This window comes from Sphingomonas spermidinifaciens (assembly GCF_002351485.1).
GTDB classification, from domain to species: Bacteria; Pseudomonadota; Alphaproteobacteria; order Sphingomonadales; family Sphingomonadaceae; genus Sphingomonas; species Sphingomonas spermidinifaciens.
Genome location: NZ_NWMW01000002.1, coordinates 309053 through 333436 on the forward strand (window position 1 = coordinate 309053; position 24384 = coordinate 333436).

Below are 24384 nucleotides of genomic sequence, written 5' to 3' on the forward strand. Positions count from 1 at the left end.
CTCCTGAAAACAAGGCGCTGAGGTCGGGGACGCCTTTGAGGGGGGCGCCGGTTGCCCCGAACGGGCCGACCCGACCGGTTGCAGTGAAGCGGCTTCCCGCTGCCTCAGCTCATCCGGCGAACGAAAGGCCGCAAAGGCCCTCCCTTCCGGGAAGGGGCGATAAGCGGCAGTCCGTCTACTCCCCCACATCGTACTTCTCTCGAAGCCGCCCCAGCGCCGCGTCGATCGCCCGCGCCGTCTCAGCCATCACCAGGTCCTGCCGCACCTGGTCGCGGATCTGGTCGTAGGGGATCAGCGCCGCGGGCAGCGCCTCGCGCTTCTTGACGAAGTGCCAGCCGCGCGGGCTCCGGATCGGACCCACCCAGCGCCCCGGGGGCGCGGCGTGCAGCGCCTTGACAAAGGGCTGGCCGAAGATGCCGCGCACCATGCTGTCGCCGTAGCGCGGAAAGTCGCGGCCCAGCCAGAAATCGTCACCCGCAACCGCGCTGCCAACATTCAGGCGTTGCAGCAGCGCGGCGGCGTCGGCCGGCCGCTCGGCGCGGAAGACCTGCTCGAAACTTGTTCGCGGCTCGCCGCGATAGCGGGAAAGGTTGCTGCTATAATAGTCGACCAGCGCCGCCTCGTCGGGTTCGGCCGGCGCGCCCGCGATCAGATAGCGGACCTTGTCGACCAGCCGCTTGCGCGTGTCGGCGTCGGTCAGGTGGAGGTTGCGGTCGATCGCCTCGCGGAACAGCAGTTCCTCCGTCAGCCAGTCTCGCTTCATCCGCGCGCGATCGGCAGGGCGGGCGTCGCGGCCGGCGAGCGCCTCGAACTCCTCGACCAGCGCGCGTTCGATCTCGGGCGTATAGGCGACCGGCGGGGTGCGGCGCGCCTCGATCGCGGCATAGGCCACGAACATCGCGATTCCGGCGATCAGGAAAGCGAACAGCGGGTCGCGCAGCAGCCGGCGGGGCGGCGGCAGCGCCGGCGACCTCCAGCCTTGTCCGGTCATCGTCGCTGCGCGCATATCCGCCCCCTTCCGGGCGCGAAGTTAGCAGCGCCGCGACCCCGGCAACGCTACGTCAAATGACGCATACGGGCGCCGCCTGCCCTCCCATAGCGTCCCGCCGATGATGGGGAGACCGACCGCGATGATCCGTAACAAGCTGCTTCTGCTCGCCACTTCGGTTGCCGCGGCGGCGCTTTCCGCCTGCTCGGGCGAGGGCGGCGGCGGGGCGGCAGGGTCGGGCGACACGGTGGCGGTCGGCGTGCTCCAGTCGCTGACCGGCACGATGGCGATCAGCGAGATCACGGTGAAGAATGCCGAGATGCTGGCGATCGAGGAGATCAACGCGGCCGGCGGCGTGCTCGGCAAGAAGCTCAATGCCGTCGTCGAGGACGGTGCCAGCGACCCCTCGACCTTCGCGCAAAAGGCCTCGAAGCTGATCGAGAGCGACAAGGTGGCGACGGTGTTCGGCGGCTGGACCTCCGCCAGCCGCAAGGCGATGCTGCCGGTGTTCGAGCGGACCAAGAACCTCCTCTGGTACCCGGTCCAGTTCGAGGGCAACGAATGTTCGCCCAACATTATGTATTCGGGCGCACAGCCCAACCAGCAGGCGCTGCCCGCGCTCGAATGGGCGGCCGCCCAAGGCTACAAGACCTATTTCCTGATCGGCTCCGACTACGTCTATCCGCGCACCGCCAATCTCATCCTCAAGAAGCATATCGAAAAGGGCGGGATGCAGGTGCTGGGCGAGAGCTATGTCCCGCTCGGCGGCACCGATTTCTCGGGCGTGATCGCCAAGCTGAGGCAGGCCAAGCCCGCGATCGTCATTAACACGCTCAACGGCGACAGCAACGTCGCCTTCTTCAAGCAGCTCGCCGCGGCGGGGCTGGGGCCGAAGGTCCTGCCCGTCATGTCCTTCTCGATCGGCGAGCAGGAAGCGCAGGCGATGGGCGCGCAGCTGGTCGAGGGGAGCTATGCCGCTTGGAACTATTTCCAGAGCCTGCCCGGCGACGCCAACGCCAAGTTCATCGCGGCCTATCGCAAGAAGTTCGGCGCCGACGCCGCGATCACCGACCCGATGGTTCACGGCTATCTCGACGTCTATGCCTGGAAGGCGGCGGTCGAGAAGGCCAAGAGCTTCGAGCCCGACGCGGTTCGCAAGGCCGCGGCATCGCTCGGCGGCTTTCCCACGCCGATGGGAACGGTCAGCTTCGCGGCGAACCAGAGCCTGGTGCAGAAGGCCTATATCGGCCGGCTGAAGGCCGACGGCCAGTTCGAGATCGTGTCGGACAGCGGCGCCGACATCCCGCCCCAGCCCTATGACGCGCTCGCCTTCCCCGGCAAAACCTGCACGCTTTGAGGCGGGCTCGCGCCGTGACCACCAACTCGTTCGTGTTGAGCAGGGCTGAACCTGTCGAAGCCCGTATCGAAGTGCCTGGCTCCGCGCGGACCTAGACCCATCATGGACCTGTTCCTCAACCAGCTGTTCAACGGCGTCTCGCTCGCCTCGCTCTACCTGCTCGCCTCGCTCGGGCTCGCCCTGTCGTTCGGGCTGATGCGCGTCATCAACATGGCGCATGGCGAGATGCTGATGCTCGGCGGCTATCTCGCTTGGGCGACGCTGCTCGTGGTGCCGGGCGCGGCGGGCATCCTGATCGCGATGCCGGTCGCCTTTGTCGGCGCGGCGGCGATGGGCGGGGTGATCCAGACGGTGCTGATCCGCCGCCTGTCGGCGCGGCCGCTCGACACGCTGCTCGCGACCTGGGGTGTCAGCCTTGTCCTGCAGCAGGCGGCGCGCGACCTGTTCGGGGCGGTGGGGGTGGAGGTGCGCGCACCCGCCTGGCTCGAGGGAAGCGTCGAGCTTGCCGGCGTCGTCATTCCGACCGCGCGGCTGTTCATCATCGGCGTCGCGGTGGCGGTGCTCGGCGGGCTCGCGCTCATCCTTCTCAAGACGCGGATCGGGCTGCTCGTGCGTGCGGTCAATCAGGACCGGATGATGGCGTCGGCCACCGGCATCGCGGTCGGCCGCGTCGATCTCGCCGTCTTCTGCCTTGGCTCGGGCGTGGCGGGGCTGGCGGGCGTGATGCTCGCGCTGCTTGGGCCGGTGACGCCGAGCGTGGGGCAGGCTTACATCATCCCTGCCTTCCTCGTCGTGGTGATGGGCGGCCTCGGCAGCATCACTGGTACGACCGCGGCGGCGGTGATCCTGGGCGTCTTTGCCGCGCTCGCGCAGCTGTTCGTCGACGTCAGCGTGTCGCAGATGCTGCTGCTGGTCTTCGTCGTCCTGTTCATCCAGTTCCGCCCGCAGGGCGTCGTCGCGGTCCGGACGCGCCAGCTCGATGCCTGAGGTGCCCGCGATCCTTCGCCGGGGACTGCCCTGGCTGCTTCTCGCCCTTGCCGCCGCTGCGCCGGCGGCGTTGTCCGGCTACGACCTCAACCTCCTCGCGCGGTTCATGGCGATGGCGATCCTCGCGCTCGGGCTCGTGCTCGTTTGGGGGCATGGCGGCATCCTGAGCCTGGGGCAGGGGGTGTTCTTCGGGCTCGGCGGCTATGCGATCGCGATGCACATGAAGCTCGCCGATCTGCCAGCGGGCGAGATGCCCGATTTCATGGTGTGGAGCGGCCGCGAGGCGCTGCCGCTCTGGTGGGCGCCATTCGGCAGCGCGACGTTCGCGATCGCCGCGGCGATCCTCGTGCCGACGCTGGTCGCGGCGCTGTTCGCCTGGGCGGTGTTCCACCGGCGCGTCGGCGGCACCTATTTCGCGCTCATCACCCAGGCGCTGGCGCTCGCCTTCGCGACGCTCATCATCAGCCAGCAGGACGCGACCGGCGGGTTTAACGGGCTGACCGACTTTTATTCGATCCTCGGCTTCGGCCTTGCCAGCCCGAGAACGGGTGTCGGCCTCTACTGGCTGACGCTGGCGATCCTGTGCGCGGCCTTTGTTGGCCTGCGCTGGCTCACCGCCTCCCGCTTCGGCATGCTGCTGCGCGCCGCGCGCGACGGCGAGAACCGGGTGCGCTTCCTCGGCTATAGCCCGGTGCCGTTCAAGGTCGTCGCCTTCGCGATCGGCGCGCTGCTCGCCGGCATCGCGGGCGCCTTGTTCACGCTTCATGCCGGCGTCGTCTCGCCCGCGCTGATCGGCGTGGTGCCGTCGATCGAGATGGTGATCTGGGTCGCGGTCGGCGGGCGCTACAGTCTCGCCGGCGCGATCGTCGGCGCGCTCGCGGTCAACCTTGCGCGCGACGCGGTTTCGAGCGCCTTTCCCGAGCTCTGGCTCTATTGCATGGGCGCGCTCTTCATCCTCGTCGTCACGCTGATGCCGAACGGCCTTGCCGGCCTCCTCAAGGGGCGGGCGGCGTGAGCGAGGCGGTTGCCGACCTCCTCCTCGCGGTCGATGGCGTGACCGTCGACTATAGCGGATTCAAGGCGCTCGACGGCTTCAGCCTGACGCTCAACCGCGGCGACCGGCGCGTGGTGATCGGCCCCAACGGCGCGGGCAAGTCGACGCTGTGCGACACGATCATCGGCCGTGTCCGACCCAGCGAAGGCCGCGTGATCTTTCGCGGGGAGGAGATACAGGCGCTGCCCGAACAGGCGATCGTCGCGCGCGGCATCTGTCGCAAGTTCCAGGCGCCGGGCGTGCTGCCGACGTTGAGCGTCCGCGACAACCTCGCGCTCGCCGCGCGTCGCGACCGGCGGTGGTGGAAGGCGCTCGGCACCGGCATCCCCCCTGCCGAGCGCGCGGCCGTGGACGAGGCGCTGGAAACCGTCGGCCTGACCGCGCGCGCCGACGTGCCCGCCGGCACGCTCGCGCATGGCGAGAAGCAGTGGCTGGAGATCGCGATGGTGCTGGCGACGCGCGCCGAGCTGATCCTGCTCGACGAGCCCACCGCCGGCATGGGACCCGCCGAGACGAGCCGCACCGCCGACCTCATCCATTCGCTCGGCCCCCATCGCACCGTGCTGGTGATCGACCACGACATGAGCTTCGTCGAACAGCTCGGCGCGCCGGTCACGGTGATGCATCAGGGCCGCTTCCTGAAACAGGGCAGCATCGCCGAGGTGCGCGCCGATGCCCAGGTCGCCGCGGTCTATCTGGGCCATGCGGCATGACCGATGCGCTGCTCGAGATCGCCGGGCTGAGCGCCGGCTATGGCGGCAGCCGCGTGCTGTGGGACGTCGACCTCAACCTGATGCGGGGGCGGGCAACCGCACTGATCGGCCGCAACGGCGTCGGCAAGACGACGCTCCTTCACGCGATAATGGGCACGCGGCTGGCGAGCGCGGGGTCGCTCCGCTTCGACGGTACGGACCTGTCGCCGCTGCCGCCCGAGCGGCGCGCGCGCGCTGGCATCGGGTTCGTGCCGCAGGGGCGGCACATCTTCCCGCAGCTGACGGTGATGGAGAATCTGGAGACCGGGTTGTCGGCGCGCGGCGGGCGCGGCACGGGCGGGGTGCCGGCCCATATCTTCGACCTGTTCCCCAAGCTTTACGACATTCGCGGCCGCGCCGGCGGCTTCCTGTCAGGCGGCGAGCAGCAGCAGCTGGCGATCGGCCGCGCGCTCGCTGGCGAGCCGAGCCTCCTCCTCCTCGACGAGCCGACCGAGGGTATCCAGCCCAATGTGGTGCAGCAGATCGAGGCCGCGCTCGCCCATGTGCGCGACACGCTCGGCATGACGATTCTTGTTGTCGAACAGTATCTCGATTTCGTCTGGCGCTTCGCCGACGATTATGTCGCGATGCAGGGCGGCCGGATCGTCCGCGCGGGCAAGGTCGCCGAGGATCCGGCGGCTGAGGTCGCGAAGCTGGTCCAGATCTGACGGGGCCGCGCGCCGGTTCGCAACCGACAGCGCGGCACTAGGTCAACCCTGCGAACGCACCAGCGCCTCCAGCGCCAGCCGGCGCGCGGTGTCGCGCGGCAGGCCGAGCGCGCGGGTCATCGATCCGCCCAGCAGCGCGTCACCCAGCGCCAGCAGGACGAGGTGCAGCGTGTCGGCGTGGATCGGCTTGCCGGGGCTCGCCACGTCGGCCAGCTCGTCGACCAGCCGGTGGATCGCCTCGAGGATCGGGTCCAGCGCGTCCTCGTTGCCGGTCAGGATCATCCAGCTGGCGAGTGCGCCCGCCCCCTCGGTATCGAACGCATCGAAGGTAAGGTCGACGACCTCGCGCGGTTCCTGTTCGCCCGCGCGTGCGCGAAGCGCCGCGGCGCCGATCTTGGCGGTGATCGCTTCGGCCATGCTGCCGGCCAGCGCCTTTTGCAGGCCCGAGGCCGAGCCGAAATGATGGAGCAGATTAGCGTGGGTCCGCCCGATCCGCGTCGCCACAGCCTTCAGCGTCACCGCCTGCGGCCCCGCCTCGATCAACAAGTCGCGGGCGGCCTGCAGCGCGGTATCGCGCGAGGCTTCGGGAGAAAGACGGCGGCGAGCAACTATTGACATTGGTGTAAGTAACATCCAGATTTCGGGCAATCTGGAGGATTATGATGGCGAACGCAAAGACTCCTGCCGACCTCACCATCACCCCGCGCGATCGCCGCTTCGGCCGTGCGCGTCGGCCCGACCGCTGGTGGCTGAACGGCGATCCGATCGCCACCGCCTTCTACAACGCGCTGTCGGTGACGTTTCCGAAGGGCGAGGCCTTCTTCATCGACAGCGTGCGCCACTTCCGCGAGGGCGCCCCGCCGCGCCTCGCCGCCGAGATCCAGGCCTTCATCAAGCAGGAAGTGATCCACACGCGCGAGCATGTCGCCTTCAACCGGCACGTGACCGACCAGGGCTACGACACCTCGCGGCTCGAGAAGCGTGTGGATGACGAGATCGCGCTGACCAAGGACAAGCCGCCGATCGGTTCGCTCGCCGCGACGATGTGCCTCGAGCATTTCACCGCGATTCTCGCGCATGAGCTGGTCGCCGATCCGCGCCACCTGGCCGGCGGCGACGGCGAGGCGGCGGACCTGTGGCGCTGGCACGCGATCGAGGAGATCGAGCACAAGGGTGTCGCCTATGACACGTGGCTTCACGCGACGCGCGACTGGCCGCGGTTCCGGCGTTGGTGGATCAAGACGCTGGTGATGCTGACCGTCACGCGCAAGTTCCTGGTCGGACGCTGGATCGGGATCCTCGACCTGCTTGAACAGGACGGGTTGACCGGCTGGCGGGTGAAGGCGCGGGTGCTCGGCTATGCGTTCGGGCGGCCGGGCATGGCGCGCAAGGTGATGGGCGCGTGGGCGACCTTCTTCCTGCCGGGTTTCCACCCCTGGAACCACGACGACCGCGCGCTGATCGGCCGGGTCGACAGCGAGTTCGCGATGGCGCGGGTGGCTTGACCCATTGAGTAGACGTCACCCCGGGCTCGACCCGGGGTCTCGCTTCTTCCGTCTTCGCGCGATTAGGGAAGAAGAAGCGGGACCCCGGATCAAGTCCGGGGTGACGAAGCAAGGTTAGGCCGCGAGCGCTGCCTCGGTCGTCGGCGCCCGCCATTCCATCACGACGCAGCCCACCTCGGCCCCGCGCGCGATCGACTGCCGCACGCGAACCTCACCGGTCGCCACGAAGCCGAGCTTGGCCAGCACCCGGCCCGAGGCCGGATTGTCGAGATAATGGCCCGAGACGAGGCGGGTGAGGCGCAGGCTCTGCGACAGCGTGGCCACCACCGCGCCCGCGGCCTCGGTCATCAGCCCGCGGCCCCAGGCGGGGGGCGTCAGCCAATAGCCGAGCTCGCGCTCGCCCGCTTCGTCGCGGTGGACGCCGATGCCGCCGACCAGTGCCGCCTCGCCGCCGACATGTTCGAAGATGAGGAAGCTCGGCTCGTCGATGCGGCTGGGGAGCGCCAGGAACGCCTCGGCATCGTCCAGCCGGTACGGCCAGGGCGCGCGCGCGAGCATCCGCACGACGGCCTCGTGCGCGATGGCGGCGGCGAGGGCGGGGGCATCCTCGCGCCAGCCGGGGCGGAGCGTCAGGCGCCGGGTACGAATGAACATCGCGAGCTCTCCTCGTTGCGCGCACGCCGTCGCGGCGCGGGCGGGGGCGAGGGGAGCAAGAAAAAAGGGAGCCGGGGCGGACCCGTCTCCCTTCCTCTGGCTGGTTCCGAAACCGGAACCCGGGTCTGCCCGCGTTGGGCAACCCATCCGGTTACCCGATTATTCGGCGGCTTCCGCCATCGGCTGGACCGCACAGAAGGTGCGCCCCAGGCGACCCTTCGAAAACGCGACCTGACCCTCGGTCAGCGCGAACAGCGTGTGATCCTTGCCGATGCCGACGTTGGCGCCCGGATAGAATTTCGTGCCGCGCTGGCGGATGATGATGTTGCCCGGAATGACGTGCTCGCCACCGAACTTCTTCACGCCAAGGCGCTTGCTCTCCGAATCGCGACCGTTGCGCGACGAGCCGCCAGCTTTCTTATGTGCCATTGTCTGGGTCTCCTTGCCGCTAAATCAGGCCGCGTCGCCGATCGACACGATCTTCAGGATCGTGTGGTTCTGGCGGTGGCCGTTCTTGCGGCGATAATTGTGGCGGCGACGCTTCTTGAAGACGATGACCTTCTCGCCCTTCGCCTGCGCCACGATCTCGGCGGCGACGGTCAGGCCGGCCACCGACTTGAGGTCGGCGCCCTCGCCGGCGAGCAGCACGTCGCTCAGCGTAACCGAATCACCGGCCTCGCCGCCGAGCTTCTCGACGACGATCTTGTCTCCCGCGGCAACGCGATACTGCTTGCCGCCCGTGCGCACGACTGCGAACATGGCCCTAAATCTCTTCCAGCAATACGATATCCCGCCCCGGCCACATGGCCGTGCGAGAGGGAAGGCGTCCGTTATGCCCCGATGCCGATTCTGTCAACCGCCGATCGGGCGAAAGTACCGCCTTCGATCAGTGGCGATGAACGGACTTCAGCCGATAGCGATTCCCTGCGACCCGGTCGAACAGGCCGCCGATCGCGGGGTGCTCCACCGGCTCCTCGCTCTCGTCCTCGATCAGGTTCTGCTGGCTGACATAGGCGACGTAGCTTGATTCGCCGTTTTCCGCGAGCAGGTGGTAGAAGGGCTGATCCTTTCGCGGGCGCACCGCTTCGGGAATCGCGTCGTACCACTCTTCACTGTTGGCGAAGACGGGATCGATGTCGAACACCACGCCGCGAAAGTCGAACAGCCGGTGCCTCACCACATCGCCGACGTTGAAGCGCGCATGCGCGATCGGGGGCAGGGCGATGTCCGGGTCGAGAGGCAGCGTATTGGTTTCAAGGCGATCCATAGCAATCGATTTAGTGTCGTTTCGCGCTCGCACAAGCAGGGGCTTGCGTACACCGGACGCCTGCGCTAACGGCCCCGCTCCGACCGACGGGCCGTCATGTGCGGCCACACGGAACCTCTGCGGAGAGGTGGCAGAGTTGGTCGATTGTACCGCACTCGAAATGCGGCGTACCCGCGAGGGTACCGTGGGTTCGAATCCCACCCTCTCCGCCAACTTTTCATCTCACCCATCTTGCATTGTCTCGCAAGCCGCAGCTTCGCGTGCTCTTTCCCCTTCAGCTCGCCTCGTCTTGCCCAGCCTCACGCAAGGCGGGTGCGGATTGCGCGCGAATGCACGTCGATCCTGCGGGCCGTCGACTTGGTCGGTTGACCACGCCACCCTCGGAACTGACAGCCCGCTCTCGCGGCGATCGCAGCCTCGGTTGCAAAAAGGGGAGCGACGGCACCGCTCCGAGGTCGGGCGCTTTCGCTGCGAAGTCGGCTGCCCGGAAGCCGGCGAGTCTTACGATGAACGAACGTCGGGCTTCGGGCGAAAGGCGGGTCTGCCGCGTATCCGCGTTCTGATCTCCGGAGCTGGCGGCCGCTAATCCTTCAAAGCGACGCCTCCCGAAAGCCGGGAGGCGCCAGTCTTCGATCCTCAGGCGGCTGTGCCACCATCGATGTTTAGCGTCGTGCCGGTGATGTAGCTCGCATCCGGTCCGGCGAGGAAGGCGACCGCGCCGGCAATCTCCTCGACCCTTCCGTACCGGCCGAGCGGGATCGCCTGCAGCAACTGACCCGCAAATTCGCTGTCGGCGGGGTTCATATCGGTGTCGATCGGCCCCGGCTGCACCGTGTTGACGAGGATGCCGCGCGGCGCGAGATCCTTGGCCCATCCCCGCGCCAGCGCGGCCACCGCCGCTTTGGTCGCGCTGTAGACCGCGGTCGCGGGGAACGCCATCTCGCCGGAGATGCTGCCGATCAGGATGATCCGGCCGCCGTCGTTAAGATGCGGCAACGCCGCGCGTGTGCCGACGTGCAGGCCCTTCACGTTGACGCCGAACTGGCGCTCGTACGTCTCGTCGGTATCCTCGGACACGGTCGAAAATTCGGCGACGCCGGCATTGTGGACCAGGATGTCGATGGCGCCGAGTGCCGCGGCGGCCTGATCGACGCCGGCGCGTTGCGATGCCGGATCGGCCGCGTCTGCCTGAAAGGCAAAGGCAGTGCCGCCTGCTGCCTCGATCGCCGCGACCGTCGCGTCGGCGGCCGCCTTGTTCCCGGCAAAGGTGATCGCGACGGTCGCGCCCTCGGCGGCCAGTCGCCTGGCGATCGCGGCGCCAATTCCGCGCGATCCGCCGGTGACGAGCGCCTTCTTGCCCTGAAGTGACATGGTTTATCTCCTAATTGTTGCCCGCGATCACGGCGTCGTTCGCTGTCGGCCGGCCAGGAGATGGCACGTCGGTTCAACAGTTCAATATTCCCGAACTATTAAATTTTGCGGCGTTGCCTATATCTGCGGCATGCCGCGCTTTACCCATCCCCGGTTAGAGGACGTGCCGCTCGACCTGGCGCTGCACGCGCTGGCCGATCCCAACCGGCTGGGCATGGTCGCGCGCCTCGCGTCAACCGAAGGGCTGAGCTGCAGCGACGCGGCGCCGTGCGAGGCGATCCCCAAGAGCACGCTGTCGAACCACCTCAAGCTGCTGCGCGCGGCCGGCCTGATTGAAACCGCGCAGGCCGGGCGCGAGATGATCAACACCCTGCGCCGCGACGAGTTCGACCGGCGATTCCCGGGTCTGCTCGATGCGGTGCTGGCCAACACCTCATCTTGATCGACGACCGTCAAAGCCGCTCGTTCACTGGGCGCTGCCAGAACATCGACTATTCACCGAAAAGATGCAGCGCCAATTGGCGGCGATGGGGTCGGCGGCGGTGTTCGAAGAGATAGATGCCCTGCCACGTTCCCAGCGCCAGCTCGCCCTGCATCACCGGGATCGTCAGCTGGACCTGCGTCAGCGCCGTGCGCAGATGCGCGGGCATGTCATCCGGCCCCTCATCGTCATGCGCATAGGCGTCGCTCTCCGGCGCGATCTGCGCGAAGTAGCGCTCGATGTCGCCGCGAACCTCGGGGGCGGCGTTCTCCTGTATCAGCAGTGACGCCGAGGTATGTCGGCAAAAGACCGTCAGCAGGCCCGTGTCGATGCCCTGTATACGCTGCCATGCCGACACGCGATCGGTGACCTCGAAAAGGCCTTGCCCGCGCGTGTCGATGGTGAGGATCGTGGATGATTGGCGCATCGGAGCTCCGAAAGTGGTTGCTGAAGTTCGGGGGGACGCCGCCATGCACTTCAGGCGTTCGTCGTTGTCGCCGCTTGTGCGACCCGCTGCGTCGCGCGTTAGCGACGATTGCTCAGACGACCTCCCGTGCCATTTCTATCAATGCCTTGAAAGCGGCAGAAGGATTGCGCCTGCTGGGATAGTAAAGGCTCAGCGGCGCGAGCGGCGGCGTCCATTCCTGAAGAACCCGGACGAGCCGGCCCGCGTCGAGGTCGTCGTGCACGTCGGACTCCATGAAATAGCCGATCCCCATGTCCTCCAGTACCGCGATCCGCGCGAGACTGGCTTCGTCGAGGGTCATCGGGCCTTCGACATCGATCTGAACCGGCTCGCCGTCCTTCTGGAACTGCCAACGGTGCAGCGCGCCGTTCGGCAACCGGATGCGCAGGCAGGCGTGCCGCAGAAGATCGGGGGGTACTCGGGGCTCGCCATGGGCCTCCAAATAGGTCGGTGACGCCACCACCGCGAAGCTCCGGGGCGGCCCGACCGGGATGGCGATCATGTCGCTCGGCACGAGGTCCGCGCGTCTAAGGCCCAGATCGAAGCCCGCCGCGACGATATCGACGATCCGCCCCTCGGTGACCAGATCCACGTGGACCTGCGGATAGCGCTTCAGGAACCGGATAAGCAGCGGGCGCAGCACTTCGCGGGCGCCCGCGGCGAAGGCGTTGATGCGCAGCGTGCCCGATGGCGTCTCTACCTGCGACCGCGCGGTGCTCATCGCGTCGTGCAGTGCCCTGACCGCGGGCCTGATCTGCTCGACAAAGGTCAGCCCCGCGTCGGTCAGCGAGACGCTGCGGGTCGTGCGATTGAACAGCCGGACGCCGACGCGTCGCTCGAGCTTGGCGATCAGGTTGCTCAATGCCGTTGTCGATAGGCCGAGTTCCAGTGCTGCCGCACGGAAGGATCCCCGCCGCGCGATGGCGAGGACCGCATCGAACTCGCTCAGGCCATCTACAGCCATTATCCTGCTTTTCGCAATGTCAGGTTCCGGTTTGTCACGATTATCACCAGGAATTCTATCGCTAGATTGATCGTGTCCCGTCAAGGAGCCGAGCAATGACGATCGAACTTCCCAAACCCATCGCCGAGTATATCGCCGCAAACGCCCGTCTGGACGTGGACGGCATGGTACGCCCCTTTGCTCCAGACGCTGTCGTCCGCGACGTCGGGATCGGCAAAGAGTTCAAGGGCCACGCCGAACTGCGCACCCTGTTCGAGGTAGAGGTCGTTCCGGTGAGGGCGATCTTCACGCCGGACACGGCTCGGCACGAGAACGGCAAGGTGGTCGTCGAGGGCCCGGCGCACGGCGACTTTCCGGGCAGCCCACTGCGCTTTGCCTACAGCTTTACGCTGCGCAACGATGCGGTCGCGGCGCTGGAGATCACGCAGTGACCGCCGCAATCGATGCCGCCGAGTTCCTCGGCAAGCGGGTGCTCGTCAGCGGCGGCACGAAGGGCCTGGGCCGCGCGACCGTGGAGCGCTTCGTGGCCGGGGGAGCCCAGGTCATCACCGGCGCCCGCGGCGAGGCGACGCCGCTGGACGGTGCGATCTTCGTCCAGGCGGACCTCACGACCGCGGAAGGCACGCAAGCGCTCGCCGACGCGGCGCTCGACCGCATGGGCGGGATCGACATCCTCGCGCATGTGGTGGGCGGATCGTCGTCGCCCGGCGGCGGTTTCGCCGCGCTCACCGACGCGCACTGGCTGGCCGAGTTGAACCTCAATCTGCTGGCCGCCGTCAGGCTCGACCGGTTGCTGGTCCCGCAGATGATCGACCGGGGGATCGGCACCATCGTCCACGTCACCTCGATCCAGTCGATCCTGCCGCTGCCTGAATCGACGACCGCCTATGCCGCCGCGAAGGCGGCGCTCAGGACCTATAGCAAGTCGCTGTCAAAGGAGATCGGTCCGAAAGGCGTGAGGGTCAACGCCGTCTCCCCCGGCTGGATCATGACCGAGGCGGCCGGCGAGTTCCTCGAGCGACTTCGCAGCGCGACCGGCGGCACGATCGAGGACGCGCGGCAGCAGGTCCTCGATGGTCTCGGCGGCATTCCAATCGGACGCGCTGCCGAGCCTCACGAGGTCGCCGATCTCATCGCCTATCTGGCCTCGGATCGCGCAGCGGCGATCCACGGTGCCGAGTTCATCATCGACGGTGGAACGGTTCGAACCGTTTGAACGTCCTGCCGGAAAAGCTGCCCGGTCGCTACGCACCCTGCGCCGTGACTGGGCAGCTCCGCTGCGGAAATTTGGCAAGGGCGAACTGCTCCGCAGACCCGCACTTTTGTTCATTTCGCGACGGTGCGGGTGACGATCGTGTCGCCGCTCGCAGCCATCACGAAGGCTCGAGAATCTTGGGCGTCCCGACGAGGCCGGGCGTGAACGCCCGGCCCCTTCCGCCTAGATTTGAAGCCCCAGCCGCAGCCCGATGGTGCGCACCGAGTCGTAGCTCCATCGCTGGATATAGGTGAGCGCGCCGGCGTTGATGCCGTCGCCCGCCTCGACCTCGATCGACACGGGGCGCACCTCGTTGAAGCAGTTCTTGCAGAACAACGAGAGGTTCCACTGATCGCCCCGCACGCCGATGTTGCCGTCGAACGTGTTCCAGCTGGGAATCGTCGCGCCCGGCGCATATTCGCTGAGCAGGGGCGAGCGGTGATAGAAGTTGCCGCCCATCGTACCGCGAAGATCGCTCGTCAGCGGAACCTCGTAATCGGCCGAAAGGACGCCGGTGAAGCGCGCCGATTGCGGCACCTGCCGGCCCGACACGTCGAAGGTGCCGTTGATCGCGCAGCTCGGCGTCGTCTGCCCCGGATAGCATTGGCGGCCGGGGTAGCTGTCGTACTTGGCATCGAGCAGCGTGCCGCTCGCCGAGAGCGTGAGCCCCTTGGCGACCCGCGCCTGTGCGCTGAAGTCGATGCCCTTGGTCGTTGCCTGCGCCGCGTTCTGAAGGACGATCGTCTGGAGCGCGGCGTCGAACGCCTGCACCTGCAGATTCTCGAACCTCGTGTAGAAGGCCGAGACGCTGAGGTTGACGCGGCGATCGAACAGCGCCTGTTTCAAACCGACCTCGCCACCTTTCGAAATCTCGGGCGAGACGCCCAGGTCGGCGCCGGGCGCGGGCGATGCGTTGGAAAAGCCCGGGCCCTTATAGCCGTGCCCGTAAAAGCCGTAGACCAACGTCGTCGGCGTCGGCTGCCAGTCGAGGCCGAGCTTCCAGCTGAAATTGGTATTGCTGTCGCTGCCAGAGAACCGGTTGCCCGGCACCCCCAGCGTCACGAAATACGGATTGACGTTCTCGATCAAGTCGAGCGTCACCTTGTCGCGCGTCACGCGGCCGCCGGCGATGACCTTGAGCGTGTCGGAGAGCGCATAGGTGAACTGGCCGAAGCCGGCGAAGCTCTCGTTTGTGTTCCGCCCGGCACTGTCCTGCCCGAGAAACGCGCGATTGCTGACGTTGCAGGCGGGCGGCGGGCCGGCAGCGGGCGTCGCGCCGACGCAGAAGGGGAAACCGCCGGTGACGAAGCCCGGCAGGCCACTGCTGCCGGCGCGCTCGTTGGTGAAATTGTTCCTCGAGTAGAAGTAGTAGAGCCCGAACTGACCGGTCAGGCGGTTTTCCGCCGGCAGGGTCACGCGCAGCTCGTTCGAGAACTGGTCGTAGCTGCTGGTGCTGCGATTGACGTTGAAGAAATCGACCGGCGTGAAGTCCGAGTCGAAGTTCTGGCCGAGCGAGTAGGTCTTCCACGCGGCGATGTTGCTGACCTCGACCCCCGAATCGAAGGCATAGGCGACCTTGCCCTGGATACCGCCGGTTTCGAGGTCGCGATAATATTCGGAATCGACGACGGAGCTGAGGTTGCGCGCGCTGGGCGTGACGCCGGCGCCAGCGAGGATCGCGGGGTACTGGCTGGTTCCGCCGAGCGAGCGATAAGTGAAGTCGAACGTGCCTGAAATGCCGGTGAACTTGCCGTAATCGCCGATCAGGTAGATCGACAGGTTGTCGGTCGGCTTGGTCAGGAACTTGGCGCGGAAGGCGCGCTGGCCGACGTCGTTCTCGGCGCGGCCGGTGCCGGTCGAGCGCAGCTGCGTGATCGCGTCCTGGCTGCTGTAGATCGCGTTGATGCGCAGCGCGCTGTCGTCACCGACGGGCAGGTTGGCGGTGCCGCGCACGAGAATGCCGAGTCCGTCGCTGCCGTCGCGCGCGCGGCTCGTCCCCTCCAGGTCGACCGACAGGCTCGCCTCGCCGATCCTGGGCGCGGCGGTGGTGATGTTGACGACGCCGGCCGAGGCGTTCTTGCCGAACAGCAGGCCTTGCGGCCCGTTGAGCACCTCGACCCGCTCGATGTCGTAGAAGCCGGCGCTTGCGAAGTAGCGGCTGCCGAGCGCCACGTCGTCGATGACCTGCGTTACGCTCGCCTCGACGGTGTCGGCGAAGGTGGCGGTGCCGATGCCCCGGATCGAGAACTGGTTGTCCTGTCCCGGCTGGAGACTGGGCGCGAGCTTCGACACGGCGCGCAGGTCGTTGATGCCGTTCTTCGTCAAGGTTTCGGCACCGACGACGGTGACGCTGACGGGCACCTTCATCACGCTCTCGCTGCGGCGCTGCGCGGTGACGATGATGTCGCCGGGGTCCTCGGTCACCGCCTGCTGGCTGGTGACGGGACTGGTGGTCGAGGGATCGGCTGTCGGGGTCGTGGCGACGGCCGACTGCCCTGCCGCCGCCTGGGCGAGGGCGGCGGGCGCGCACGCGATCGTCAACGCCAGTGTCGCGCTCGACACCAGCCACTTGGTCGTCCGGTTCATGTCTTATCCCCTCCAGGTCGTTGTTTTATCGAATGGTTTTTGCCATCAGCCGGGTCGACAGCGCCCCCGCGACCGACACCGCGCCAAGGATCACGAAGGCGCCGCGGATCGAGCCCGACGTGCTTTCGGCCGCGGTCATGATCAGCGGGCTGACGAACTGGCCGAGGAAGAAGCAGCCGCTCCAGATCCCCATGCCGCGCCCGCGATGCTCGGGCCTGAGCTGCGCCATCGTCCAGAGCGCGAGCGCCGGGATGAGGATGCCGGCCCCCAGTTGCTGGACGAAGGCGAAGCGCGTCATCATCTGCGCCCCGTCGCTGAGACCGATGCCGATCAGGCCAATCCCGAGCAGACCGAGAAAGACGAGCAGCTGGTTGTCGGAAGCGAGCCGGCTCGAGATCCACTGGAACAGCACCGCGCCGATGACGACGCCGATGCTGGCGATCGAGATCAGCATGCCGATCTGCCCGGCATCGACCACCCCGACCTCGGTAAAGGCGCGGCCGACCTGGACGATGTAGACATAGTAGAGCGCCGCCGCGAACAGCGTGAAGCCGCAGCAGATCGCCAGGCGGCCCCATGGAAACGCGCTCGCCGGCGCCGCCGCTGCCGCCACCTCGCCCGCGACATCGGGCTCGTAGAGGAAGAACAGCATCAACAGCGAGATTGGGAAGGCGACGGCGTAGATCGCGAACGGCAGCTGCCACGACTGCGCGGCCATGAACCCCGCCAGGAAGACCGTGCCGGTGCCGAAGATGGGGCCGATCACGCCCTGGAACGTCAGCCAGCCGCGGCGCTGGTCATGCGTGAAATAGTCGGCGATCAGCGTGTTGGTGACGGTCAGGATCGCCGCCTCGCAGATGCCGAGGAGCAGGCGCGAGCCGATCAGCGCCTCGATCGAGCCGACGAAGAAGGGGACGAGACCGAATACGCCGTAGACGATCGTTGCCGCCAGCAGCAGCTTGCGCCGGCCGTAGCGGTCGGCCAGCCAGCCCATCAGCGGCGAGAACAGCGCGATCATCAGCCCCGGCGCGGTGACGGCGAGCGGCACCAATGTCGCCGCGCCCGGCACGTCGGCGAAGGCGGCGATGATGTTCGGCACCGCGGGCGCGAGCCCGACGATCGCGAGGATCGGCAGGAAGGCGGCGAACATCACCGTCACGCCCTGCGCGACGCCGGCCTGCCGCCGTACCGTGCTGCCGCGCGGCGTCATCACAGGATGATCGTCGCGTGCCGGCCGTCGCGGACCGGGATCGGCCGGAACTGCGGCGGGAAATAGGGATGGTGATACCAGACGACCGTCTCGACATGATGGACGCCGGGGGTCAGGCCGCCGGGGCGCGGCACCATCACGTCGATCGTCGTGCCGACCGGCCAGCGTAGGTCGAGTAAGCCTTCGAGCTCGCCATGGGCATAGTCGCCGCCGCCGATACGATAGCGGTTGCGTGCCGCCGGAAAGGCTTCGCCATCGACGGTGACGTCGATCCCCTCGACCAGCGACACGCGCGTACCGCGGTAGTTGGGCTGGCGCAGGCGGACGCGAAAACCGGTGACGGCGCCCCCTTCGGACACGTTGTCAAAGCCGCTGCTCTGAATATGGCTGCGCTCAAGCATCGGCCTGCTCCCCCTGGCCGGCGTGAGCGGCGTCGTATTCGCGCTCGAGCTTGCGGATCAGCGCATGCTGGCGGCGGACCTGCTCGACCGCGACCCAAGGGTCGCGCACGCCCTCATATTCGCTCGACAGATAGCCCGAGTAGCCGAGCGACTTGAGCATCGGCACGATCCGCTCCCACGGGATGTTGTGGTCGTGCAGCGTCTCGTCGATGTGGTGGAACTTGGCCTGGATGAAGGGGACATGGTCGATCACCTCGGCCAGCTGCTCGACGGGCACCTTTATACCGTTGAGAAAGCTCATCGCCCCTTCGCGCATCTCGGGCGTCTCGTGCTGCCAGAAGGGCAGCGGGCGATCCTGGAAGATGCCCGTGTCGATCAGCAGGCCGAAATGCTTCGTCCCCGTGCGCTGGATGAAGTCGACATAGGCCTCCACCACCGGATGGCGGATCGGCGTCGGCGCGTGGATTTCCGGGATGATGACGATGTCGTGTTTGGCCGCAAGGTCGAGCGAACGTTCGACCGCCTCCTCCCAGACCGGGTGCGGGGTTAGTTCGTCGTCGATCACGCCGAACTTGGGCCGCACGAAGCGGAAGCCCAGCCGCTTGGCGAGGTCGAGGTCGAGGCAGAGCTGCGCCGCCGCCTCCTCGACCGTCAGCTCGCGCGATCGCGACGCCTCGGTATCGATCCAGCAGGCGAAGCTGGTGGGCTCCAGCCTGTGCCCGTCGAGCAGGCCGTACCAGCGGTCGAGCCACGCGGTCGAAAGCTCGGGATAGTCGGGCAGGTTCGCCTCGCCGAGCAGCTCGATCCCCGTCGCGTGTGCGTCGGCGATGTGGCCGAACGCATCCTCCAGCGTCATCACAGTGCCGAGGTCGTCGGTGTAGCTGTAGAGCGACACGCCATATTTGAACGCGCCGCTCATTCGGCCGCTTCCTTCATGCGCTTGTGGACGGGGACAAAGGGCTCGGCATCCTCGATCTCGGCCAGCTGCGAGAGGATGTGGACGGGCATGTCGTCGCCGACCATTTTCTGGAGGAAGGGCGTGTGGTCGAAGACGAAGTCGCGCAGCGGCCGGAGCGGCGCCGGCAGGTGGTGGAACATGCGTCCGGTGAAGTAGGCGCCCTGCGTCACCTTGAACGTGTGCGGCTTGCGCCGATCCTCGTACCGCTGGAGCGCGCCGGCGACCGCTGCGGCATCGCGCACGTCGATCGCGTCAAGTTCGCGCGCGAGGAAATAGCCGTCCTCGATCGACATGCCCGCGCCATAGGCGGCGTAGGGCGAGGTCGGGTGCGCGGCGTCGCCGACCAGCGTCACGCGCCCCTTTGACCATTGCTTCAGCGGCGGGCGGTCGCGGATCTCCCAGCGCTGCATATGCTCGGGAGGCGTCGCCTCGATCAGATCGCGCACCCGCTGGGGAAAGCCGCGCGCGCGAACGCGGCAGAACTCGACCAGGTCGGTGGGCAGCGGGTCGTCGGGCCTGAACGCCTCGAGCACCCACCATTCATATCCCCATTTCCCCTCGTGGCGGATCGGCGTGTAGCTGACCTGAGTCGTGCGGTCGTGCGACAGGATGCCGACGCCCTCGGGCGCCTCGTCGAGGAAGAGATAGCCACCGACGAGGTGAAGGAACTGGCGCCGGATCGGCTCCTCGCCCCACAATTGCCGGCGTACGAACGAGTTGATGCCGTCGGCGCCGATCACGACGTCGGCCTCCTCGACCGCCCCGTCGCTGAAGGTCAGGCGAACGCCGTCGCCATGATCGTCGATGCGCGCGACGTCGCGGCCGAGCCGCAGCACGCCCGGCGGCACCGCGTCGAGCATCCGGTTGTAGAGCCCCGACCGCAGCAGGCCGATGAACCCGCCGCCGTACTCGGCCACGACCTCATCCGGCAGGCGCACATCGGCGCGCAGGCGGCCCTTGGCGTTGTGGAAATACGCATGGCACGGCGCGCCCAGATCGTCGGTATCGACGCCGATCAGCTTCAGCACCTTTTGCGGCGGCGGCCAGAGATTGAGGATGTTGCCGGCAGCCCGAACCTCGGGCGCGCGCTCGAACAGCTGGACACCGAAGCCGACCCGAAGCGCCGCGAGCGCTGCGGCCATGCCCCCCGGTCCCGCGCCGATGATCGCAATCCGCCCCTTGGCCATCCGGATCCTCGCCTCTGCCTGCACACCATGTAATCCGTGCTTACATTGCTTGTAAGCGGCGATTACATTGTTGGCAAGGGCATTGTTGCGGGCTAGGCAGGAGCTCGACAGGGAGAAGCCGATTGGCGAGCAAGGCGGAAAAATCCTATCATCGCGAGGATTTGCGCGGCGACCTGGTTCGTGCGGGCCGTGACTATGTCGAGGCGCACGGCTATCACTCGCTGTCGGTGCGTACGCTCGCCCAGTCGGTCGGCGTTTCGGCGGGGGCGCCCTATCGCCACTTCGCCGACCGCCGCGCGCTTCTGCTGGCGATCGCGATTGACGGTTACACCGACCTGTTTTCGACGGCGCGCGCGATCAACGCATCCGCGCACGATCCCGAGGAGGCGTTGATCGGCGCGGGCCTCGGCTATCTCGACTTCGTGACCACCCACCCGCGGCTGGCCGAGCTGATGTACGAAAGCGAGCTCACCAGCCCGTCGATCGATCCCGCCCTCCTCGACTACCAGCATATCGGCCAGGCCGCGCTGACCGAGCCGCTGCGCGCCGCGCTGCCCGATTGTGACGAGGCGGAACTCGCCATCCGCGTGCTCGCCTTATGGTCTTCGATCTACGGCTTTGCCACGCTGCGCAAGCGGCAGATGGTGTCCGAGTTCGTGCCCGACACGCTCGCAAGCGACGACGTTGCACGCCGCGTAATCACGGTGGCCGTGCACGCAGCGATCAATGGATAGATGTGGAGCTTCGACAGGCGCATTCGCGATGAGGCGCTAAACGAGACGCTGTTCCTCAGGCTCGCCCCTGCACGCGAGACCGTCCACGACAACAGCACGAAGCGACCGGCGCGTCGCTCCGCGACGCTACCCCGACGACCGACGTCGCCAAGATCGCAAAGCGACGTCTCGGGCTGACCTCCGACGGCACATTGCGTCAGAATACTCGTCGGTCTCTGGTCCCGGCTGTTTGAAATTCAGTGGGGCAGGCGACCGCGATTGCATCTTTGCACCGTTCTTCGCGGGCCATCGGGACCACGGTCGTCCTGGCTCGGACTGCCGATTGCCCGCTCGTGACCGTCGTCGATTGCAGGCTCTGTCGAGATGCCGGACGGCTTACAAATAGCGCGCTTCCGCCGAGACGCATGCACGGCGCAAACGGATCGCTCGCGCAACGGCAAACTATAGCTGCCGGGCTGGCTCCCGCTCGACCGGGCGGCTGTCCATATCTACGTAACCTATGTTGATGAAATAAAAGCGGAAAAACCTCGATCCTTTGCCGGGCTCGCGGGTTTGTGGAGGGCTTGCTGCGGCGTGGGCCGTTCCGCGCCGCTGGATCCGCAACCCAGGAGCCTCAACGATGAAGACACTGGCTTTCCTCTCCGCCGCCTGTCTGTTCGCCGGTGCCGTCGCCGCGCCCGCGCAGACGCCGCCGCCTCCGCCCCCCGCCGCCGCCAAGAGCCAGGCGCCCGCCTATGTCGCGGCCGCGGGCCAGAGCGACTTGTTCGAGATCAACTCGAGCCGCATCGCGGTGCGCAAGGCGCAGAACCCGGCAGTGCGCCAGTTCGCGCAGATGCTGATCGATCATCACCAGAAGACGACTGCCGCGACACTTGCCGCGGCGCGCGCGGCAAAGGTCAAGACCCCGCCGCCGCCGCGTCTCGAGGCTGGCGCCACCGCGTCGATCCGCGAGCTCGAGCGCGCGTCGGGTGCCGATTTCGACCGCATCTATCTGGGGCAACAGGTGCCCGCGCACCGCGCCGCGCTCGACCTCCATACCGCCTATTCGCAGGGCGGCGACAAGGCCGAGCTGAAGGCGTCGGCTGCCTCGGCCGTGCCGATCGTCCAGCAACACCTCGATCAGGCGCAGCGGCTCGCCAGCGGCGGCGGCGCCTGAACGCGGCCGGGCCATGCGCATCCACCACCTTAATTGCGGGACCGACTGTCCGGTCGGCGGCGCGCTGTTCGACGGGCGGAGCCTCGGCCCGTTCGGGCAGCTCGTCTGCCACTGCCTGCTGATCGAGACCGATGCGCATGGCCTGGTGCTGATCGATACCGGCTTCGGCCTCCACGACGTCGCGCACCCGCACGATCCGGCCGAGCCGCGCATCTCGCCCGCCTGGCGCGCGATGCTCAACATCCAGCTGCGCGAGGCCGAAACGGCGCGGCGGCAGGTCGAGGCGCTGGGCCTCGACCCAGCCGATGTGCGGCACATCGTGCTGACGCACCTCGATTTCGACCATGCGGGCGGACTTCAAGACTTTCCGAACGCCACGATCCACGTAATGGCGCGCGAATATGCCGATGCGACCGGCCCACGCGACGGCATCGTCGCCGACGCGCGCTGGCGGCCGCCGCAGTTCGCCAACCTCACCCAGTGGCGACGCTATTCGGCGCGCGGCGAGGACTGGTTCGGGTTCGAGGCGGTGCGCGACCTCGACGGCCTGCCGCCCGAGATCCTGATGGTGCCGCTGCCCGGCCACACCTGGGGCCATGCCGGCGTCGCGATCCGGGGGGAAGCCGGCTGGCTGCTCCATGCGGGCGACGCCTATTTCTATCGCGGCGAGATGCGGAGCGCACGGCGGCGCTGCACCCCGGGGCTGCGCGGTTATCAGCGGCTGATGCAGGTCGATGCCGATGCACGGATGGCCAATCAGGCGCGGCTGCGCGACCTGTCAATCGCCCGCGCGGGCGAGGTGACGATCACCTGTGCCCACGACCCCGTCGAATATGAGCGATGCCGTGCCGGACACCCGCTATGAATCGGTCGGGCGGCGATGAAGCGCTTCGCGCCGCTCGCCGAGATCGATTCCGCGACGCGCGAGCGCGGCCTGCGCATCCTCGTCATGGAGGCGGCGTTCTCGGGCGGCACGGCAGCGCTGACCAGCGGCGTCGTTCTCAATGCCTTTGCCCTGCACCTCGGCGCATCGGCGGCGATGATCGGGCTGCTCGCCAGCATACCCTTCCTTGCGCAGCTGTTGCAGCTGCCCGCGATCGGCGTGGTCGAGCGGTGGCGATCGCGAAAGCAGATCGCGGTCGTGACCAGCCTGATCGGCCGGGCAATGCTCGCGCTAATGGCGCTCACCGCCTTCTGGGGCGGCGCGATCGGCCTTTGGACCTTCGTCGCGGCGCAGGTCGTGCTGGCGGGGTTCGGCGCGGTCGGAAGCTGCGCGTGGAACTCGTGGATCCGCGACCTCGCGCCCGACGACCGGCTGGGATCGGTGTTCGCGCGGCGAACGCTGTGGCTGAGCGGGATCAGCCTTGTCCTCGGGCTTGTCGCGGCGCTGGCGCTCGAATGGACCGAACCGGGCACCGATGCGCGCAATCTCGTCTTCGCGGTGATGTTCGCGGCGGGCTGCGCGACGGGCCTCGTCAGCGCCGCCGTCGTGGCGATAATGCCAGAGCCGGCGATGCCGCCCTCGGCAGGGCCGGTCAGCCTGATCGCCCTCCTGCGCCTGCCGCTCGCCGACGCCAATTTCCGGCGGCTCCTGCGCTTCATCGCCAGCTGGCAGTTCGCGATCAATTTCGCGACGCCGTTTTTCACGGTCTTCATCGTCCGTCAGCTTGGCTTCGACCTCAGCTTCGTGATGCTGCTCGGCGTCGCCAGCCAGGTCGCCAATCTGGCGGCGCTGCGCACCTGGGGCACGCTCAGCGACCGGTTCGCGAACAAGTCGGTGCTGGCGGTGTGTGCCCCCGTCTACATCCTTGCCATCGTCGCGATGATCGGCGCGTCGCAGATCGGCGACCGCGAGTGGGTGCGGATCTGGCTGGTCGCGCTGCATGCGATCATGGGTGCAGCGATCGCCGGGGCGACGCTGGCCAGCACCAACATCGCGCTCAAGCTGTCGCCGCGCGGCGCCGCCACCGCCTATGTCGCGGCGAGCGCCACGGTGACGGCGATCGCCGCGGGCACCGCGCCGCTCCTTGGCGGGCTGCTCGCCCAGTTCTTCGTCGAACGACGGCTGGAGCTGGTGCTGCGCTGGAGCGGGCCGAACGGCGTCTTTTCGCTGCCGCTGATCCTCACGCGCTGGGACTTCTACTTTCTGATTGCCGGGCTGATCGGCCTCTACGCCATGCATCGCCTGTCGCTGGTCGAGGAGCATGGCGAGATCGACCGGCGCGCCATGGCCTATCAGGTGCTGGCCGAGGCGCGGCGATCGATCCGCAACATCTCGACCGTGGCGGGCCTGCGAGGCGCGACCGACCTGCCGGGCACGCTGCTGCGCGACGCGCGCCTTCGCGCCCGCCTGCGCCAGTCGCAACAGTGAACAAGCCGGAGG

Annotated in this window: 27 protein-coding genes and 1 tRNA gene; 14 read left to right on the forward strand and 14 right to left on the reverse strand. The window is 67.6% G+C overall.

Annotation, left to right across the window (positions count from 1 at the left end):
- Positions 1 to 175: 175 nt before the first annotated feature.
- Complete coding sequence (locus COC42_RS11580) at positions 176 to 1006, reverse strand: peptidyl-prolyl cis-trans isomerase (RefSeq protein WP_096343491.1); 831 nt, start codon at positions 1004 to 1006, stop codon at positions 176 to 178.
- Positions 1007 to 1130: 124 nt separating this feature from the next.
- Between COC42_RS11580 and urtA the strand changes: the two genes are divergently transcribed.
- The 5 genes from urtA (at position 1131) to urtE (ending at position 5806) form a co-directional block, all read left to right on the forward strand.
- Entirely contained in the window at positions 1131 to 2345 is a 1215-nt protein-coding gene (gene urtA, locus COC42_RS11585) for an urea ABC transporter substrate-binding protein (RefSeq protein WP_096343492.1), read from the forward strand.
- Between the two features lie 102 nt (positions 2346 to 2447).
- Positions 2448 to 3332, forward strand: a complete 885-nt coding sequence (urtB, locus tag COC42_RS11590) for an urea ABC transporter permease subunit UrtB (protein ID WP_096343493.1) — start codon at positions 2448 to 2450, stop codon at positions 3330 to 3332.
- On the forward strand, positions 3325 to 4347 hold the full coding sequence (gene urtC / locus COC42_RS11595; RefSeq protein WP_176484655.1) for an urea ABC transporter permease subunit UrtC: 1023 nt from the start codon (positions 3325 to 3327) through the stop codon (positions 4345 to 4347). The genes urtB and urtC overlap by 8 nt, the downstream gene beginning before the upstream one ends.
- The gene (locus tag COC42_RS11600; RefSeq protein ID WP_096343494.1) at positions 4344 to 5099 is read left to right on the forward strand and encodes an ABC transporter ATP-binding protein; all 756 of its coding nucleotides are present in this window, start codon (positions 4344 to 4346) and stop codon (positions 5097 to 5099) included. Before urtC ends, COC42_RS11600 begins: the two co-directional genes overlap by 4 nt.
- Positions 5096 to 5806, forward strand: a complete 711-nt coding sequence (gene urtE, locus COC42_RS11605; protein WP_096343495.1) for an urea ABC transporter ATP-binding subunit UrtE — start codon at positions 5096 to 5098, stop codon at positions 5804 to 5806. The genes COC42_RS11600 and urtE overlap by 4 nt, the downstream gene beginning before the upstream one ends.
- 42 nt (positions 5807 to 5848) lie before the next feature.
- On the opposite strand, the gene COC42_RS11610 is transcribed toward urtE, so the two are convergent.
- Positions 5849 to 6424, reverse strand: a complete 576-nt coding sequence (locus COC42_RS11610) for a TetR/AcrR family transcriptional regulator (protein WP_096343496.1) — start codon at positions 6422 to 6424, stop codon at positions 5849 to 5851.
- A 44-nt stretch (positions 6425 to 6468) separates the two neighbouring features.
- On the opposite strand from COC42_RS11610, the gene COC42_RS11615 reads away from it, so the two are divergent.
- Complete coding sequence (locus COC42_RS11615) at positions 6469 to 7311, forward strand: metal-dependent hydrolase (protein WP_096344163.1); 843 nt, start codon at positions 6469 to 6471, stop codon at positions 7309 to 7311.
- 114 nt (positions 7312 to 7425) lie between these two features.
- Here the strand turns inward: COC42_RS11615 and COC42_RS11620 are convergent, their stop codons facing one another.
- The 4 genes from COC42_RS11620 to hspQ form a co-directional block, all read right to left on the reverse strand.
- The gene (locus COC42_RS11620) at positions 7426 to 7965 is read right to left on the reverse strand and encodes a GNAT family N-acetyltransferase (protein ID WP_176484656.1); all 540 of its coding nucleotides are present in this window, start codon (positions 7963 to 7965) and stop codon (positions 7426 to 7428) included.
- Between the two features lie 159 nt (positions 7966 to 8124).
- Positions 8125 to 8394 (reverse strand): 50S ribosomal protein L27, encoded by a 270-nt coding sequence (rpmA, locus tag COC42_RS11625; RefSeq protein ID WP_096343497.1) that lies wholly within the window; start codon positions 8392 to 8394, stop codon positions 8125 to 8127.
- Between the two features lie 24 nt (positions 8395 to 8418).
- A complete protein-coding gene (gene rplU, locus COC42_RS11630; RefSeq protein WP_096343498.1) occupies positions 8419 to 8724 on the reverse strand; it encodes a 50S ribosomal protein L21 in 306 nt (101 codons plus the stop codon).
- Between the two features lie 127 nt (positions 8725 to 8851).
- Complete coding sequence (gene hspQ, locus COC42_RS11635) at positions 8852 to 9232, reverse strand: heat shock protein HspQ (RefSeq protein ID WP_096343499.1); 381 nt, start codon at positions 9230 to 9232, stop codon at positions 8852 to 8854.
- Positions 9233 to 9353: 121 nt separating this feature from the next.
- Here hspQ and COC42_RS11640 point away from each other — a divergent pair.
- Positions 9354 to 9444: transfer RNA gene (locus COC42_RS11640), tRNA-Ser, on the forward strand.
- A gap of 424 nt (positions 9445 to 9868) precedes the next feature.
- Here COC42_RS11640 and COC42_RS11645 read toward each other — a convergent pair.
- Entirely contained in the window at positions 9869 to 10603 is a 735-nt protein-coding gene (locus COC42_RS11645) for an SDR family NAD(P)-dependent oxidoreductase (RefSeq protein ID WP_096343500.1), read from the reverse strand.
- Between the two features lie 130 nt (positions 10604 to 10733).
- On the opposite strand from COC42_RS11645, the gene COC42_RS11650 reads away from it, so the two are divergent.
- Positions 10734 to 11045, forward strand: coding sequence for an ArsR/SmtB family transcription factor (locus COC42_RS11650; RefSeq protein WP_096343501.1), 312 nt, complete (start codon positions 10734 to 10736; stop codon positions 11043 to 11045).
- A 49-nt stretch (positions 11046 to 11094) separates the two neighbouring features.
- Here COC42_RS11650 and COC42_RS11655 read toward each other — a convergent pair whose 3' ends face one another.
- A complete protein-coding gene (locus tag COC42_RS11655; protein WP_096343502.1) occupies positions 11095 to 11511 on the reverse strand; it encodes a secondary thiamine-phosphate synthase enzyme YjbQ in 417 nt (138 codons plus the stop codon).
- A 112-nt stretch (positions 11512 to 11623) separates the two neighbouring features.
- Complete coding sequence (locus COC42_RS11660) at positions 11624 to 12514, reverse strand: LysR family transcriptional regulator (RefSeq protein ID WP_096343503.1); 891 nt, start codon at positions 12512 to 12514, stop codon at positions 11624 to 11626.
- A 95-nt stretch (positions 12515 to 12609) separates the two neighbouring features.
- Between COC42_RS11660 and COC42_RS11665 the strand changes: the two genes are divergently transcribed.
- Positions 12610 to 12945, forward strand: coding sequence for a nuclear transport factor 2 family protein (locus COC42_RS11665; RefSeq protein WP_096343504.1), 336 nt, complete (start codon positions 12610 to 12612; stop codon positions 12943 to 12945).
- A complete protein-coding gene (locus tag COC42_RS11670) occupies positions 12942 to 13730 on the forward strand; it encodes an SDR family oxidoreductase (protein ID WP_096343505.1) in 789 nt (262 codons plus the stop codon). Before COC42_RS11665 ends, COC42_RS11670 begins: the two co-directional genes overlap by 4 nt.
- A gap of 222 nt (positions 13731 to 13952) precedes the next feature.
- Here the strand turns inward: COC42_RS11670 and COC42_RS11675 are convergent, their stop codons facing one another.
- From COC42_RS11675 to COC42_RS11695, 5 genes are read right to left on the reverse strand one after another with little or no spacing between them, the layout of a single operon-like run.
- Entirely contained in the window at positions 13953 to 16355 is a 2403-nt protein-coding gene (locus COC42_RS11675) for a TonB-dependent receptor (RefSeq protein ID WP_096343506.1), read from the reverse strand.
- A gap of 25 nt (positions 16356 to 16380) precedes the next feature.
- Positions 16381 to 17565 (reverse strand): MFS transporter, encoded by a 1185-nt coding sequence (locus COC42_RS11680; protein WP_096343507.1) that lies wholly within the window; start codon positions 17563 to 17565, stop codon positions 16381 to 16383.
- The gene (locus COC42_RS11685; RefSeq protein ID WP_096343508.1) at positions 17565 to 17966 is read right to left on the reverse strand and encodes a C-glycoside deglycosidase beta subunit domain-containing protein; all 402 of its coding nucleotides are present in this window, start codon (positions 17964 to 17966) and stop codon (positions 17565 to 17567) included. The genes COC42_RS11680 and COC42_RS11685 overlap by 1 nt, the downstream gene beginning before the upstream one ends.
- Positions 17959 to 18885 (reverse strand): sugar phosphate isomerase/epimerase family protein, encoded by a 927-nt coding sequence (locus tag COC42_RS11690; RefSeq protein ID WP_096343509.1) that lies wholly within the window; start codon positions 18883 to 18885, stop codon positions 17959 to 17961. The genes COC42_RS11685 and COC42_RS11690 overlap by 8 nt, the downstream gene beginning before the upstream one ends.
- A complete protein-coding gene (locus tag COC42_RS11695) occupies positions 18882 to 20111 on the reverse strand; it encodes an FAD-dependent oxidoreductase (protein WP_245844070.1) in 1230 nt (409 codons plus the stop codon). Before COC42_RS11695 ends, COC42_RS11690 begins: the two co-directional genes overlap by 4 nt.
- A 122-nt stretch (positions 20112 to 20233) precedes the next feature.
- On the opposite strand from COC42_RS11695, the gene COC42_RS11700 reads away from it, so the two are divergent.
- The 4 genes from COC42_RS11700 (at position 20234) to COC42_RS11715 (ending at position 24372) form a co-directional block, all read left to right on the forward strand.
- A complete protein-coding gene (locus tag COC42_RS11700; protein WP_096343510.1) occupies positions 20234 to 20845 on the forward strand; it encodes a TetR/AcrR family transcriptional regulator in 612 nt (203 codons plus the stop codon).
- Between the two features lie 619 nt (positions 20846 to 21464).
- On the forward strand, positions 21465 to 22001 hold the full coding sequence (locus COC42_RS11705) for a DUF4142 domain-containing protein (RefSeq protein ID WP_096343511.1): 537 nt from the start codon (positions 21465 to 21467) through the stop codon (positions 21999 to 22001).
- A 13-nt stretch (positions 22002 to 22014) separates the two neighbouring features.
- Positions 22015 to 22866, forward strand: coding sequence for an MBL fold metallo-hydrolase (locus tag COC42_RS11710; protein ID WP_096343512.1), 852 nt, complete (start codon positions 22015 to 22017; stop codon positions 22864 to 22866).
- 15 nt (positions 22867 to 22881) lie between these two features.
- Positions 22882 to 24372, forward strand: a complete 1491-nt coding sequence (locus COC42_RS11715; protein WP_096343513.1) for an MFS transporter — start codon at positions 22882 to 22884, stop codon at positions 24370 to 24372.
- Positions 24373 to 24384: the final 12 nt, after the last annotated feature.